The following is a 14,295-nucleotide window of genomic DNA, read 5'->3' as shown; positions in this document are numbered from 1 at the left end:
GACATAATAGGTAGGTTGATAACAATCTACCTATTATATGCAATCTTTTTATCTCATCATTCAAATTTTTTTAGCACTGGCTTTCGGTTATTTCCTAGCACCCAAACTATCTCTAAATATCCGACAATTTATATTTAAAATACTGCCCTATTTTTCTTATATTCTTTTAGCTAGTGTAGCTTTTGAATTAACCTTGGCACTTGATCAAATCGAGAATCCTTCTGCCATACTCCCACCCGCTATTATCATTGCTCTTACCACTTCTTTTGGTTCGTTCTTTACGTGTTTATTTGCTTATACAATTTTTGATAAACAAAGTGTTAAAGGCAAAATTTCCCTACAACTTTTTGTAAATGCTTTAAAGAATATTGCGAAGGCTTTTCTTGCACTAGGTGTCGGTGTTTTATTCGGCGCTATCATTACTCAATTCACCTCACATATCGCATTTAATAGCTGGTATTTGTTATTACTTTTTATTTTTTTAATTGGTATCGAACTTGCCTTCACCCACTTTAACCGCACATGGTTAAGCTGGAAAATTTTAATTGTACCCTTAGCCGCTTTTATAGGGTCATGTATAGCAGGCCTTTTGAATTACTATTTGCTCAACAAGCATTTTACACTTAATGAAACTTTAGCTTTAGCACAAGGCTATGGCTGGTATTCAATGTCGGGGATTTTATTTACGCAATTACATTCGGCAGAGTTGGGTGGAATCGCCTTATTAACCGACTTATTTAGAGAAATTGTTGCTATTTTTCTAATGTATACCATGGGTTGGCGTTTTCCACGCCCTGCTATCTCAAGTGCGGGTGCAACCTCCATGGATGTTACCTTAGCAATGGTAAAACAGTCATGTGGTACACATTATGTACCACATGCCATGATGAGCGGCTTATTATTAAGCCTACTCGCCCCGTTATTAATTAGCTTATTCCTAAATTTTTAGGCAATCGAAGCAAGAATAGATTTCAACATTTCTGTTGGCTTTTCTGCTTTAGTAATCGGTCGACCAATTACCAGATGCGTAGAGCCATCAAGCATAGCTTGCTTTGGAGTTACAATACGTTTTTGGTCGTCTGCATTAGAACCTTCTGGACGAATTCCTGGTGTTACCAGAGAGAAGTCTTGCCCAATTAATTCACGAAGAATCTTAGCTTCTTGAGCTGAACAAACCACCCCATCCAAGCCACTTTCTTTCGTTAAATTAGCCAAGCGCTTTACATGCTCTACAGGTTCAACATCTAAACCAATATCTTTTAAATCTTCACGACCCATTGATGTGAGTACTGTCACAGCAATAAGTTGGGTTTGATAGTTACCTGCTTTTAAACGTTCCACACAAGTTTCCATCATTTTACGGCCACCTGAAGCGTGAACATTTACCATCCATACACCTAAATCAGCCGCTGCACATACTGCTTGAGCTGTAGTATTTGGAATATCATGAAATTTAAGATCAAGAAAAACTTCAAAATTTTGTTCTTGCAGTTTTTTTACAACAGATGGGCCTTCATGAGTAAAAAGCTCTTTACCTACTTTTACGCGGCATAAAGCAGGGTCAAGCTGTTCAACAATTTTTAAAGCGTCATATTGGCTTTTTGCATCTAACGCAACAATGATACTCAAGAGACTTTCTTCCATCATATAAAATCAGCGTTATTATAATAGACAACTCATGAAGGAATAAAGGAATGTAGAGAACTGCTTTCCAAAATTAAAGCGATAAGAACAAAAGCGTTTATATTTAGAAGAATAAAAGAAGAGATAAAATTTAGAGAGATACTACTCTTTACTCATCAATAAAGAGTAGTACGGGGATTATAGCGGAGTAGAATTTTTATCTTGCGGATAAATATCTACAACGGTTTTTTCATGTCTTACATTTGCAGCTGCTTCAGCCGCTGCTAATTGAGCACTTTGGATTTGTTCTTTTCTTAAATGGTCAATATCTTTACGCAGGCGTTTAATTTCCCAACCTTTTTGGAATACTCTGAAAACCTGTACACCAAGTAAAAGACCGACCACTGTTCCTAGTACTAATGTGAGTAGCAATAATAAGCCTAAACGCATAGCTGGAACTTGGGTAAATAACAAATCAACAGAAAGTTCTGTTGGATTCTGCAAAACAAGTGCTAAAGAATAGCCAAATACAACAATAAGCAATGCAATTAAAATATAACGCATAGGCACCCCGACTTATAAATTTTATTTATTTCCCAGATTCGTTTACTGCATCACGAAGGGCTTTTCCGGGTTTAAAATGTGGAACAGCTTTAGCTGCAACTTCAACTGATTTTCCTGTTTTAGGATTGCGACCAACTCTTGGATCACGGTGGTGTAAAGCAAAGCTACCAAAACCACGGATTTCAATTCGATTATCAGTTGATAGGGCTTCTATCATTTGATCAATCATAATTTTAACCGCCTCTTCCACCAAAGGTTCAGCTAAGTGTGGGTTTTTTAGCGCAATGCGTTCAATCAAATCAGACTTATTAAGAGCTTCAGTAGTCATCTACGACCTCGTTATTTATTGCTACTCTATGTCGTTCGATAATAACCTGTTTAAATACAAAACGGTAGCGCAGTATGTTGAATACTAGGCTACCGTTTACAGTAATTTGTATAAAAAGTACAATTCCGTTACATGAAACTGTACTTTGTTAACTTATTACTTCATTTGTGCTTTGATCAAGTCACCAATAGTCTTAGGACCATTGTCTTGACTTGTAGTTGCTGTACGTAAGCTAGCAACTGCTTCTTTCTCTTCAGCTTCGTCTTTCGCTTTGATAGACAAGTTGATAGAGCGAGATTTACGATCAACGTTGATGATCTTCGCTTCAACTTCTTGACCAACTTCTAAGAATTTAGTCGCATCTTCTACGCGGTCACGGTTGATTTCAGAAGCTTTAAGAGTTGCTTCAACTTCGTCAGCTAACTTAACAGTTGCGCCACGAGCATCAACTGCAGTTACAGTACCTTTAACTAAAGCACCACGTTCGTTAGCAGCTAAGAAGTCATTGAACGGATCGCTGTTCAATTGCTTGATACCAAGGCTGATACGGTTACCTTCAGCGTCTACAGACAAGATAACAGCTTCAACAGTGTCACCTTTCTTGTAACGACGAATAGCTTCTTCACCTTGCTCGTTCCAAGAAATATCAGACAAGTGTACTAAACCGTCGATACCGCCATTCAAGCCAATGAAGATACCAAAGTCAGTGATAGACTTGATAGTACCAGATACTTTTTCGCCTTTCTCATGAGCTTTAGCAAACTCTTCCCATGGGTTAGCACGAGTTTGTTTGATACCAAGGCTAATACGACGACGTTCTTCATCAACTTCAAGAACCATAACATCAACTTCATCACCAATCTGAACAACTTTAGATGGGTGGATGTTTTTGTTAGTGTGGTCCATTTCAGAAACGTGAACTAAACCTTCAACGCCTTCAGCGATTTCAGCGAAACAACCGTAGTCAGTTAAGTTAGTTACGCGAGCTTTAACGATAGAACCTTTAGGGTAACGGCTCATGATCGCTAACCATGGATCTTCGCCTAATTGTTTAAGGCCTAAAGATACGCGGTTACGTTCACGGTCAAATTTAAGTACTTTAACAGTAACTTCTTGACCAACTTCAACAACTTCTGAAGGGTGCTTGATACGCTTCCAAGCCATATCTGTGATATGTAGAAGACCATCAATACCGCCAAGATCAACGAATGCACCGTAATCAGTAAGGTTTTTGATTGTACCTGTAACTGTTTGACCTTCTTCAAGTTGAGCAAGTAATGCTTCACGGTCAGCAGAAGATTCAGCTTCCATAACAGCACGACGAGATACAACAACGTTATTACGTTTAGCATCAAGTTTAATTACTTTGAACTCTAACTCTTTACCTTCAAGGTGAGTAGTGTCACGGATAGGACGAGTGTCAACTAATGAACCTGGTAAGAATGCACGAACAGGACCGATGTCAACAGTGAAACCGCCTTTAACTTTACCAGAGATAACACCAGTAACGATTTCGCCATCTTCAAAGATTTTTTCAAGTTTAGTCCAAGTTTCAGCACGCTTAGCTTTTTCACGTGATAAAACTGTTTGACCCATACCGTTGTCAAGAGCTTCAACAACTACGTCAACAGTATCACCAACCTGAACTTCAAGTTCACGTTGTTCATTTAAAAATTCAGCACGGTCAACAATGCCTTCAGACTTTAGGCCAGTGTCAACAGTTACCCAGTCGCTATCGATGTTTACAACAACACCTTGGATGACTGCACCCTTTTCAACGTTGAGGTTTAATTCACTTTCTTCAAAGAGGGCTGCAAAAGATTCGGTCATGATATACCTGATAAATTCAGCGGTCTTGGATCAGACAAGGCCGGTTTAGTTAAGTATCAACATAGTCTTTATAGACTGATCAAGCTATGCGTCAACTGATAATTCTATTTGCTAAATGGTACGGCTATCGACATAATCAACCATCAACTTAAATACCTGATCGATCGTTAATTCCGAACTATCAATGATATAAGCATCTTTGGCTGGCTTGAGCGGAGCAACTTCTCGCTCCATATCTCTTTTGTCTCGTGCCTGTATATTAGCTAAAATGTCGTTTATTTTAGCATCTAGCCCCATACCCTGCAACTGTTTTACTCTTCGCTCAGCGCGTGACTCAGCCGAAGCTGTCAGATAAATTTTGGCATTGGCTTCTGGAAAGATAGATGTTGCCATATCGCGGCCATCTGCAACTAAACCAGGACTTTGCGCAAAAGCTCTTTGTCTTTCAAATAGTGCTTGTCTAAGCTCTGGAACCACTGCAACTTTTGAAGCGTACTCACCAACTCGCTCTGTACGGATTGTTTGAGATACATCTTCGCCATCCAAGAAGACCAAAATCCCTGAGGTAGACGTTTCAAATTTAATGTCCAGTTGACGTGCATATTGAATACATTCATCAAGCTGACTGTCTAATTTCTCTAATAAATCGTGTTTATGTAATGACAACCCTAACAAACGATATAAGGCACCCGAATCAAGTAAATGATATTGATAATGTGCTGCAAGTTTTGCAGCCAATGTTCCTTTACCCGAACCACTCGGACCATCAATAGTAATAATTTGAACTGTCATTGAACTCTCACTAAGAAGCAAATGCTTTAGCTAATCTCGAAAAGCCTAGTGTAATGGCTAGTTTTAGCTGTGCAAGGATTAATTTACTGACCACTGGCGCTTTTGCCGTTAACTCGATGCGGTATGTAACTAAAGTAATGTATGGGGTAATCTCAGAAAACTCGATTCTACCTAAATGGTGTTTAATCAAAGGATTGTCTATTAATTTATACTCAATACTTTTATTTTCTTCCAACAATGTAATTTCTTCTTTAAGTGGCTTAATTGGACCAAATCCCATACGTCGAATTGAGCCTAGTCCATCAGGTCTTTTAGAATCTACGGAGTCTTTAACACGAACAACTTGTAAAGGCGCAAAAGCAGTATTGTAAGTTGAATGCTTAGAGAGCAAATTAAATACATCAGTAAGAGGAGCATTAAATTCTTTTTCTACGGTAATTACATTACGCATTGGATCGTCCTTATTAAATAGAATCATGACATTAAAACCGCGTTAGTTTGCCATAAGAGTATGTTAATTTTTAATCATTTAAGGACGTTTTTTGTTGTTTCTCTTGTTTCTTTTGCTCACGTCTTTGTTTAAAAAAATGGCTAAGCTGTTGTGCACATTTTTCTTGTAGACAGCCATTCTGAAATGTAAATCTATGATTATAATAGCCTTGCTGTAATAACTGACGCGCACTCACCAAAGAGCCTGCTTTAGGTTCTGGCGTACCAAAAACCACATGTTTAATTCTTGCATGTACGAGCGCACCTACACACATAGTACATGGCTCAAGAGTGACATATAAAGTCGTATCTTCAGGTAATCGATAATTTTCTAAAGAGGAACACGCTGCACGGATAGCTTGAATTTCTGCATGTGCAGTTGGATCTAATAAAGTAATTGGAGCATTATAACCAGATCCAATTACTCGATTTTGGCTCACCAAAACCGCTCCAACAGGTATCTCACCCTGCTGGGCGGCTAATTCAGCTTGCTCGTAAGCAAGCTGCATCCAGTATTCATCACTATATTCAGTCATTTACTTTAGGTGATCACACCGTGTTGTCTAAGTAAGGCATTCCAGCTATCAATTGAAGTTACTGGTGGACAATCAGCCAATATACCTCTCAAGCTTAGATCGTCACATGGTTTCCATTCAGGTGATAAATCTTTATCAACTAAGCGTGCGCGAACACCTTCCACAAAGTCAGGATGACGGATTTTCCACTCAGAAATCTGAGCCTCTAGATCAAAGACCTCATCCCATGAGTGGATTTGTTTGCCCCATTGCCACAGTAACCAAGTAATTGCCGCGGTACTAGGAGATCCTTTTTGCAAATTCTCACTCGCTTGACGTAACCAATCACTGCTCGCATCACGTAAGCTAACAATAGCTTGATAGTCTTGTTCAAAATTAAAACCACGGCAAACACTATGAATTACATCAAGTGAGTTTTGCAATGGACCTGCCGCAACAGGACGGTGTAAACTATTTAAAGTATCATCAATTGCTCGGAAATCCCCTGCAGGATAATGAGCCCAATTAATATTTAAAACTTTTTGCAAAACATTATCACGCTGAGCTTCACAAATATGTGTTGCCCAACCGATGCTATACGCCCCAGCAGCAGTCATGATTGAACCGGTTAAACCCGTAAACAAACCTATTGGACCACGATCTGCCAAGAAACGGCTCGCACCAACGTCAGGATATAAACCAATATTAATTTCAGGCATTGCTAAACGTGAATATGGCGTCACTAAACGGAATGGTGCAGCCATAAACAAGCCTAAGCCACCGCCCATTACATAACCTTCTCCCCAAACCACAACCGGTTTAGCATAATTATGTAAAAGTAGATCTAAAGCATATTCCTGCTGGAAGAACTTATTTGCGGTATCGACTTCTTGATTTATAACAAGTTGGCGTAATTTTCTAACATCACCACCTGCACAAAAAGCTTTTGGTGTAGTTGAATCTAACCAAATTGCTTTAACCTGTTCATCGTCACGGAAATCTTCAAATACACGCAATAATGCCGTTACGATTGATTCGTCTAAAGCATGTAACGATTTAGGACGATTCAAACGTACTATACGCCAGCCGTTTTTTGCTTCTTCAACCACCAAGTCCGGGTGATAGTTATTTACATTGGGAGAGTTCATCATGCGTCCAATTGCCAGTCTATGGGCTCAATGCCATGTTGTTTCAAATATTGATTTGTTTTTGAAAACACTTTGCATCCAAAAAACCCTCCTCTATTTGCAGCAAGAGGTGATGGATGTGCAGCTGTTAAAACCAAGTGTTTATCTCTATTTATACGTTGTCCTTTGCGCTGTGCATAAGCACCCCACAAAATAAATACTATATGTTGTCTCTGTTCATTTAGAACATCAATAACTTCATCAGTAAATGCTTCCCAACCTTGCTTTTGATGTGAGGTTGGCTGTCCAGCTTCAACAGTAAGCACGCTGTTCAGTAAAAGTACGCCTTGCGTAGCCCATTTTGTTAAGTCACCATGGCGAGGAGCTGGAATACCCAAATCTGTATGTAATTCATGAAAAATATTGCGCAAAGATGGTGGTAATGCAATACCTTTTTGAACAGAGAAACTTAATCCATTCGCTTGGTTTGGCCCGTGATATGGGTCTTGCCCTAAAATCACAACTTTCACATCAGCCAGTGGTGTGGTATTTAAAGCATTAAAGATCTGTTTACTAGGCGGATATATTATTTTCTGAGCTTGTTTCTGTTGAAATAAGAAATCGCGCAAACTATCCATCTGAGGACTTAATAGAAAAGGTGCTAAAGATCTTTTCCAACTTTCTTCTAATTGAACTTTACTGAGTTTATCTTGCTGTTGCTCAGTTAATTGCATTAATGTCATCCTAGATCAATTTTCAATTCTACAAATAAAATAAGTAATTCGATTTATACTTCGACTTGCAAATCAACTTGAGGATTATTAAATTTAATCCCTTTTTTCAAGTCTTCATACATTTGTGGATTTGTCCACTCTATCTGAATTTGTTCTGAAAAAACAATTCCATCAAGACTTAAAATACCCATTTGTTCGTTTTGAATATCTTCAATAAAGCTTTGAGCATATCCAGTATCAGTCTCATGAACAATAACAGAATATACTTCAACATCACCTTCCCCATTTTGAGTGACTGTTGATTGTAAAACTTGCTGAGCTAGATAAAAGAAAATACGTGAAAACTGTTCAGCCGACGGTGAAACAGGTAAAGAAATCCAACGAGCACTAAAAGTCTGACATGCATCAATATATTGAGAATCATCTTTTTCCCAAAAACAGATTGCGTGATCAAAGCTGTCGAATAGGTCTTTTATTACTCCTTTTAGGAGTCCAAAATCATAAACCATTTGCCCATGATCTAATTTCGAAGCTTTAAGCAATAACTCAACTTTATAGCTATGTCCATGAATTGATCGCTTACAACGATCCGATGTACAGTTACGTACAACATGTGCATTTTCAAACTTAAATAACTTACGAATTAACATGTGCCAAATCGATCATTTCTTCTAAGAACATTATTATAAAGCAAAAGACGAAAATTTCGCACCACTTTTCAATTAGAAACAATTAGCAAAAAGTATGATAAGACTGATGAAGAAATATTGAATATAAACATATAGAAAGTTTATATTTACTTTAACGTTTAACTTGAGAAAAATTTATAATTACAAACTTCAAAAAACACCTAAAGTAAATAAATTATAATTTTTCAATTAGTTAAAAGGCACTATATTTCTAGAATATACATAAACCTGCTTATCACTGCGCATTAAGGTACTTGTAAACTGTCTTTTTCTATTATTCAACACAACCTCGATTTGTGCTTGAAAAAAGTTCGACTTCACATCTAAAAGGCTATTAACTTCAGTTTTCTTTTGCGCATCAACTGCTGAAAAAGCATTCAATTGCCATAATTCATCAATATTTTGAAAGAACTTTAAATTCTGTTGGCGTAATTGAAGTTCTTTTTCTATAGTCCCTAAATCTAATTTTTGATCAATACTCGCTAATACTAATGGTGATGCGGTATTAACATTCACTTTTGTATTTTCAGGTAATGCAGAAATGTATGGTGCGATTAAATCATATTTCTTGCCTTCAAAACCTCTTACCAATTTCAACTCTTCTATACGATGAAATTTAGCATTTGAAGCCAAATAGCCAGGGTCAAGTCCTTCATAATAGTTACTTTCTGCCCCCATAGGGCCGCTTGGTTCATCATCTGGATCTTGCCAATCAATAACTGCTTGACTTAACTCTGCTGGCAATCCTACACGCACAAGCAATCGCTCAAACCAATTTTTAGCAGCTTCGTTTACCTTGCCTTCATTGGTCGTTAAATTGTTTAGATTAAATTTTCCTGACTCATCTAGTAAGCGCCCCGATACGGCTCCATCTTCTATTGGGAAAGGTGGCATTGGCTGAGCCCAGCTTTCCTTTAAATGATCGATGCCACCAGCATTATTTGCATCTTGAATTAATAATTCAGAAAAAAAAGCTTCTGCACTTTTTGCATAGAGTAACGACTGATTTTGACGCATCAAATAACCCGTATTTTCCATCGTATTAGTTTGATGCTTTGCGATAGAGGCAGCTAAAATTGTAGCCAAAGCAACCATTATCAAAATTGTGAGTAACGCTACACCTTGCTGATTTTTTTTATAGATTAACATTTATTGATCTCCCTGTTTGGAGAGCGATAAGTCACCTTGGTTTAAGCTATAAATCCACTCATAACTTACACCTGCAACCGTGAGTTGCATTTTTATTCCTTTTGGCAACTTCCTAAATTCATCAGGTTTTGTAGGGTCAATATTAACTTCAGGCCACTTTATTACTTCTTGAGGTGTCAAAACCATAATTTGAAATTGTTCAACTTGGCTCAACAGCGTACTTGATAAGGGTTGCTCTCTATTTGAAGTATTTAAGTTACTATATTTAAGGCGATAAAGCTTTTTTTGATCAGGATCATATCGATATTCGATACGCTCAAAAGGTGATAATCCTTGCTTTAATGGATCAGTAACACCCGCCTTACTAAAGCGGAGAACTTGATTATCAATTTCTAAAGCTGGACGTAATTGCCCGCCTTGATTGGCTGATAAAGGTATAATTTGCAATGTATCACGCAAAACTTGTTGATAAGCATCTTGTAATTCAAATAGCTGCACTTCATGTTGAGTATTACGATCACGAACTTTTAATAAATAGTCAAAAACCTTCCAACCCAACAAAGATAAAATAGCAAAAATTGCAATTGAAACTAAAAGCTCAACTAAAGTAAATCCTGAGCGAGGATTAACAAAGCGAAGCTTTGTCTGAGCGCAAGACGAAGAGCTTTGCTCGGAGTAACCCCTCATCATCTGCTCCGATCGTGCCGCAAGACGTGAAGCGGTGCTTGAATAGCGAAAACATTTATTCTTTATCATTATTTTGCTTTCATTGGATAATTAAAAAACACCAAGTGAGTAATACCATTTTGAACTTTGCCCTTATCAGAATCATATAAGCTAATTTGCAAATCAACTTTCTGAACATTCGGGCTAATTGTAGATTGTGCAGATTTGTCAATCTGCCATGTTTCGCCTTGAGAAGTAACTTGCTTACTTTGAGTACCTTCAAGCCATTCCTGATTTATCTCCATTAAAGCAATTTCATTCATTGCTACAAACTGAGCTTTGGTTCTAAGAATTGCATTTGAGGTAGATTGAGTATATTGCATGGCTACTTTAGTTAACGCGACAGCCGCTACTGCAAAAATTGCTAAAGCAACCATTACTTCTAATAGAGTAAAGCCTTTAGATTTCATTTATTTTACCCAAATGATCAATTTGTATTTCTGAACCAATTGGTTTTTGTTCAAAGTAAAACTGTATTTTCACAGTTTTAGCTTCACCGTTACCGAACCAGATTAACTGGGGAGCCTGCCCTCCAATTAAATCGGTATTCGTAGCTTTTGAATAGTTTTGCTCATCTAAAGGTTGTATTGTAAACGATACATGTTTAGGCAACTGGCGTGTATTAAACTCAGAATATTTCTGCCAGCGATTTTTTAAATCTTGGACCTGTAATTTACTCTGGTCGTGATACTCATACAATTCATAAGAAAATGGTGAAACATCTGTTTCACTGAGAGTAGATAAAGCTAAAACACGAGACTGATCAAGCGACTCTTTACCAATCTTATGCATATCAAGCAAAAATAACTCTCTTGCTTGCATCGCTTTCTTTTGGTCAACCCCACCTATGTTGAGTACAACTAGAGAGGTCATAATCGTCATAATAACAATCACCACCATCACTTCTATGAGAGTAAAACCTTTTTGGGATTTAAGTGGTGATTGAGATTTCATATCGACCTAAGCATATTGCTCAACAGCTTGTTTAGGTAAGGCTAAAGCCTGATCAATATAAGCCACTCTTAAAGTGTCTCTTGAACCTAAATACCGTTGATAAAAACTTGAATTGAGAATAGCTGCTGCACCATGAGTTAATGACCAAATAGAAGCAAGATAATCTCGTGTAGGCATATTGCTTTGAATAGATTCTAGATAATGGTCTGTCATGCGAATGATAATTCGCAATCTCTGTTTACGCACTTGATAAAGTTCATGAAAAAGATGATGTACGCCTTGAGCAGTGATTGAGAGTTTTTCTTCAATTTGATGAAATAAAACTGTTCGTTCAGGATGATGTAAATGATGCAACATGAAAAAGGCCAAATGCTCTGGAAAGGCTTTTTCAGTATCTTGAACCATTTCAAGTAACATACGCTCATTACGAATAATCAACAGCATGTACAACTCATCTTTACTTTGAAAGTGTTTGTACAAAGTTCCTTTTGCTAAATCAAGCTCAGCAGCCAAGACATCGAGTGTCATTCCGGCCTCGCCATTTTCTAGCAATAATTGTTCCGCAACCTGAAATATTAATACTTCTCTTGCTCGGAACTGAGCCTGACGATCCATCTTCACGCAATTACTCTCTTATATAGTTTCTATAACCTAAATCACTTTTAGCAAGTTCTCAAAATTTTGTGAGGTGATCATTGCAATTTCCTCAACCGATTTATCATATACATCACTGAGCGCTTTGGCTACATAAGGCACATATTTTGGTTCATTTGTTTTACCACGATATGGGACAGGTGCTAAATACGGGCTATCTGTTTCAATTAAAAGGCGATCTAGTGGGACCTGTTTAGCTACATCGCGCAAATCCTGTGCATTCTTAAATGACACAATACCGGAAAAAGAAATGTAATAACCACAATCCAGCACAGCTTTAGCCGTTTCCCAATCTTCAGTAAAACAATGCAGAATTCCATGTGTTGAGTGTTCAGCACGAATAATATCTACCGTATCATGCTTTGCTGATCGGGTATGAACGACAACTGGTTTTTTTACAATTTTTGAAGCTTGGATATGTCTTGCAAAACATGCCTTTTGCTCCTCAATGAAATCTGTACTGTGATAATAATCCAGTCCAGTTTCACCTAAAGCCCACACCTTTTCTGATTGGGCCAATTCAACCAAATACTCAGTTGTTGCACGTGCCATTGTGTCCACATCCTCACAAGGGTGTACACCTACCGTATAGCCAACATCTGCATGTTTATTTGCAATTTCAGCTAGTGCAATATGGTCATCGAGATCAACGGAAATCGCCATAAATTTAGACACTCCTTCTGCTCGCGCCGCTGCAAGCGCAAGGTCCAGATCACCGTTATAAGGCGTTAAATCTAACATCGTTAAATGGCAATGCGTATCAACAAACACTTTTCTTTCCTATTTAATTACATCGTATAACTTGGACGATCTAGAGACATACTACCAGCCAAAACTCGTTCTGCCTCAGTTTTATAGTAAATTCCCTTATCTCCGCTTAACTGAATAGCAAAACCTTGAGGTTTAAATCCACTTTGCTTATGGGAGATCCAGATTACTTTGCCTGTTAGAGGAATTTTTTGAGACTGCTCAGGCAAAGTCGCTAAAATGAAAATTTCTTGTCCCATCTTTACCTTTTGTTTTGATGGTACGAATAGGCCTCCACCTTGCACATATCCCATATAGCTTGCTTGCAAAGTAGCTTTATCAGGAATATTTACCTGAATAATCCCCCCCATTTGCGGCTGCATAGTTTTCCCCTTAAACATCCATTAACGTTATAAATAATTGATCAATAATAAGTTGGCTTTGTACATTTTGTTCAACAAGCTTTTTTGCTTGCTGTAATTCACTATAAATATTAAATAAGCTTTCTAAATCATAATATGGGCTTAACTGATCAAAATCTAAATCAGTATTTTTCTGTGGTTGGTTTAGCTTGACACAAATTAAATCACCCAACAAGTATTCAAAAAGCATTATAAAATCATTAAAACTTAATTCTTTTTGCCATTTGCCTGAGAAAAATAAAGGCATATTTTTTTGAGCAACAATTTTAAGCCAATCATTTAAGAAAACTTGCCTTTTCGCAAACCAGTCACTTTGAGCAATTTCTATTGCTTGTAAAGGCATATCATTAGATAAGCCAAGCAGTAAATCAGGCTGCACTTCCGCAAGTTCAGATAAATGCTCATTCAAATAAGAAGTAGCTTGCTCATATGAAATACGATCTAAAGCGAAATGTTGCAATCGGCTACGAATAGTGGCCGGTAGTTTAAGATAGTGATCAGCTAATAAAATTAAAACAACACGCTCACCTGGTTCTTCTAAAGTCTTTAGCAAAGCATTTGAAGAAGCCAAATTAAGTGCTTCTGCAGGCTCAATCACAATAACGCGCCAACCTTCCCCCGTTTGTTGTACGAAAGGTAGTAAGTCACGAATCTTTTCTATTTTAATTTTTGCATTCTGTTTTTTATTTTCTTCATCCGTTGTGATATGAACATAGTTGGGATGAGTATCTGATTTTAACCATTGGCAACTACTACATTCACCACAAGGGCCCTGCGGCTGCTTATTTAAACAAAGTACCCATGCCAAAAACTGCTTAGCAAAAGCATGTTTTCCACAACCTTGCTTGCCGTAAAACAATAGACCATGTCCAATATTGGGAAACCTTGTAGTCAAGGTGTCCCATGTTGTTTGCTGCCAAGGATAGACCTTTGAAGTTACATTCGGATTCAT

General features: G+C 37.6%; 19 protein-coding genes. 1 reads left to right on the top strand and 18 read right to left on the bottom strand.

What is annotated here, in order from left to right; translation table 11 throughout:
* Positions 1–37: 37 nt before the first annotated feature.
* Positions 38–949, top strand: coding sequence for a lysine exporter LysO family protein (locus B806_RS0115070; protein ID WP_017386834.1), 912 nt, complete (start codon positions 38–40; stop codon positions 947–949).
* Here the strand turns inward: B806_RS0115070 and pyrF are convergent.
* The 18 genes from pyrF to B806_RS0114980 all read right to left on the bottom strand — a co-directional run bounded on the left by pyrF (position 946) and on the right by B806_RS0114980 (position 14,295).
* Positions 946–1,644, bottom strand: coding sequence for an orotidine-5'-phosphate decarboxylase (gene pyrF, locus B806_RS0115065; protein WP_025466022.1), 699 nt, complete (start codon positions 1,642–1,644; stop codon positions 946–948). The two genes, B806_RS0115070 and pyrF, sit on opposite strands and share 4 nt — an antisense overlap.
* Positions 1,645–1,821: 177 nt before the next feature.
* Positions 1,822–2,187: a lipopolysaccharide assembly protein LapA domain-containing protein gene (locus B806_RS0115060; protein WP_002121360.1), complete on the bottom strand. Its 366-nt coding sequence runs from the start codon at positions 2,185–2,187 to the stop codon at positions 1,822–1,824.
* Positions 2,188–2,212: 25 nt separating this feature from the next.
* Positions 2,213–2,515 carry an integration host factor subunit beta gene (locus tag B806_RS0115055; RefSeq protein WP_002121337.1) on the bottom strand — a complete coding sequence of 101 codons (303 nt, stop codon included), beginning with the start codon at positions 2,513–2,515 and terminating at the stop codon, positions 2,213–2,215.
* A 156-nt stretch (positions 2,516–2,671) separates the two neighbouring features.
* Positions 2,672–4,345 carry a 30S ribosomal protein S1 gene (gene rpsA / locus B806_RS0115050; RefSeq protein WP_002121348.1) on the bottom strand — a complete coding sequence of 558 codons (1,674 nt, stop codon included), beginning with the start codon at positions 4,343–4,345 and terminating at the stop codon, positions 2,672–2,674.
* 111 nt (positions 4,346–4,456) lie between these two features.
* A complete protein-coding gene (gene cmk / locus B806_RS0115045) occupies positions 4,457–5,137 on the bottom strand; it encodes a (d)CMP kinase (RefSeq protein WP_005069521.1) in 681 nt (226 codons plus the stop codon).
* A 10-nt stretch (positions 5,138–5,147) separates the two neighbouring features.
* Positions 5,148–5,588, bottom strand: a complete 441-nt coding sequence (locus B806_RS0115040) for an SRPBCC family protein (RefSeq protein WP_017386832.1) — start codon at positions 5,586–5,588, stop codon at positions 5,148–5,150.
* Positions 5,589–5,658: 70 nt separating this feature from the next.
* Positions 5,659–6,162, bottom strand: a complete 504-nt coding sequence (tadA, locus tag B806_RS0115035; protein WP_002121378.1) for a tRNA adenosine(34) deaminase TadA — start codon at positions 6,160–6,162, stop codon at positions 5,659–5,661.
* Between the two features lie 5 nt (positions 6,163–6,167).
* Positions 6,168–7,292: an enoyl-CoA hydratase/isomerase family protein gene (locus B806_RS0115030; protein ID WP_014206599.1), complete on the bottom strand. Its 1,125-nt coding sequence runs from the start codon at positions 7,290–7,292 to the stop codon at positions 6,168–6,170.
* A complete protein-coding gene (gene ung, locus B806_RS0115025) occupies positions 7,289–8,002 on the bottom strand; it encodes a uracil-DNA glycosylase (RefSeq protein WP_005069527.1) in 714 nt (237 codons plus the stop codon). Before ung ends, B806_RS0115030 begins: the two co-directional genes overlap by 4 nt.
* 53 nt (positions 8,003–8,055) lie before the next feature.
* Positions 8,056–8,652, bottom strand: a complete 597-nt coding sequence (locus B806_RS0115020; RefSeq protein ID WP_017386831.1) for a 6-carboxytetrahydropterin synthase — start codon at positions 8,650–8,652, stop codon at positions 8,056–8,058.
* A 228-nt stretch (positions 8,653–8,880) separates the two neighbouring features.
* Entirely contained in the window at positions 8,881–9,840 is a 960-nt protein-coding gene (gene gspK / locus B806_RS0115015) for a type II secretion system minor pseudopilin GspK (protein ID WP_017386830.1), read from the bottom strand.
* Positions 9,841–10,596, bottom strand: a complete 756-nt coding sequence (gene gspJ / locus B806_RS0115010) for a type II secretion system minor pseudopilin GspJ (protein ID WP_017386829.1) — start codon at positions 10,594–10,596, stop codon at positions 9,841–9,843.
* Positions 10,596–10,976 carry a type II secretion system minor pseudopilin GspI gene (gene gspI / locus B806_RS0115005; protein WP_002121425.1) on the bottom strand — a complete coding sequence of 127 codons (381 nt, stop codon included), beginning with the start codon at positions 10,974–10,976 and terminating at the stop codon, positions 10,596–10,598. Before gspI ends, gspJ begins: the two co-directional genes overlap by 1 nt.
* Positions 10,966–11,520: a type II secretion system protein gene (locus tag B806_RS0115000; RefSeq protein WP_002121405.1), complete on the bottom strand. Its 555-nt coding sequence runs from the start codon at positions 11,518–11,520 to the stop codon at positions 10,966–10,968. The genes gspI and B806_RS0115000 overlap by 11 nt, the downstream gene beginning before the upstream one ends.
* Before the next feature lie 6 nt (positions 11,521–11,526).
* On the bottom strand, positions 11,527–12,135 hold the full coding sequence (locus B806_RS0114995; protein ID WP_014206595.1) for a TetR/AcrR family transcriptional regulator: 609 nt from the start codon (positions 12,133–12,135) through the stop codon (positions 11,527–11,529).
* A 36-nt stretch (positions 12,136–12,171) separates the two neighbouring features.
* Complete coding sequence (locus tag B806_RS0114990) at positions 12,172–12,945, bottom strand: TatD family hydrolase (protein ID WP_017386828.1); 774 nt, start codon at positions 12,943–12,945, stop codon at positions 12,172–12,174.
* 17 nt (positions 12,946–12,962) lie between these two features.
* Complete coding sequence (locus B806_RS0114985; protein ID WP_002121335.1) at positions 12,963–13,304, bottom strand: PilZ domain-containing protein; 342 nt, start codon at positions 13,302–13,304, stop codon at positions 12,963–12,965.
* 10 nt (positions 13,305–13,314) lie between these two features.
* A complete protein-coding gene (locus tag B806_RS0114980) occupies positions 13,315–14,295 on the bottom strand; it encodes a DNA polymerase III subunit delta' (RefSeq protein ID WP_017386827.1) in 981 nt (326 codons plus the stop codon).

The organism is Acinetobacter sp. TG2027 (genome assembly GCF_000302435.1).
Lineage (GTDB): Bacteria > Pseudomonadota > Gammaproteobacteria > Pseudomonadales > Moraxellaceae > Acinetobacter > Acinetobacter pittii.
This window is presented reverse-complemented; position numbering and strand designations above follow the sequence as displayed.

Bases quoted from the DNA above. Each gene is read 5' to 3' on its own strand.
- tadA (WP_002121378.1), bottom strand. From the start codon at position 6,162: ATGACTGAATATAGTGATGAATACTGGATGCAGCTTGCTTACGAGCAA.
- cmk (WP_005069521.1), bottom strand. From the start codon at position 5,137: ATGACAGTTCAAATTATTACTATTGATGGTCCGAGTGGTTCGGGTAAA.
- gspJ (WP_017386829.1), bottom strand. From the start codon at position 10,596: ATGATAAAGAATAAATGTTTTCGCTATTCAAGCACCGCTTCACGTCTT.
- B806_RS0115070 (WP_017386834.1), top strand. From the start codon at position 38: ATGCAATCTTTTTATCTCATCATTCAAATTTTTTTAGCACTGGCTTTC.
- rpsA (WP_002121348.1), bottom strand. From the start codon at position 4,345: ATGACCGAATCTTTTGCAGCCCTCTTTGAAGAAAGTGAATTAAACCTC.
- B806_RS0115030 (WP_014206599.1), bottom strand. From the start codon at position 7,292: ATGATGAACTCTCCCAATGTAAATAACTATCACCCGGACTTGGTGGTT.
- B806_RS0115060 (WP_002121360.1), bottom strand. From the start codon at position 2,187: ATGCGTTATATTTTAATTGCATTGCTTATTGTTGTATTTGGCTATTCT.
- ung (WP_005069527.1), bottom strand. From the start codon at position 8,002: ATGCAATTAACTGAGCAACAGCAAGATAAACTCAGTAAAGTTCAATTA.
- B806_RS0114985 (WP_002121335.1), bottom strand. From the start codon at position 13,304: ATGCAGCCGCAAATGGGGGGGATTATTCAGGTAAATATTCCTGATAAA.
- gspI (WP_002121425.1), bottom strand. From the start codon at position 10,976: ATGAAATCTAAAGGCTTTACTCTATTAGAAGTAATGGTTGCTTTAGCA.
- B806_RS0115055 (WP_002121337.1), bottom strand. From the start codon at position 2,515: ATGACTACTGAAGCTCTTAATAAGTCTGATTTGATTGAACGCATTGCG.
- pyrF (WP_025466022.1), bottom strand. From the start codon at position 1,644: ATGGAAGAAAGTCTCTTGAGTATCATTGTTGCGTTAGATGCAAAAAGC.
- B806_RS0114980 (WP_017386827.1), bottom strand. From the start codon at position 14,295: ATGAATCCGAATGTAACTTCAAAGGTCTATCCTTGGCAGCAAACAACA.
- B806_RS0115040 (WP_017386832.1), bottom strand. From the start codon at position 5,588: ATGCGTAATGTAATTACCGTAGAAAAAGAATTTAATGCTCCTCTTACT.
- B806_RS0114995 (WP_014206595.1), bottom strand. From the start codon at position 12,135: ATGGATCGTCAGGCTCAGTTCCGAGCAAGAGAAGTATTAATATTTCAG.
- B806_RS0115020 (WP_017386831.1), bottom strand. From the start codon at position 8,652: ATGTTAATTCGTAAGTTATTTAAGTTTGAAAATGCACATGTTGTACGT.
- gspK (WP_017386830.1), bottom strand. From the start codon at position 9,840: ATGTTAATCTATAAAAAAAATCAGCAAGGTGTAGCGTTACTCACAATT.
- B806_RS0115000 (WP_002121405.1), bottom strand. From the start codon at position 11,520: ATGAAATCTCAATCACCACTTAAATCCCAAAAAGGTTTTACTCTCATA.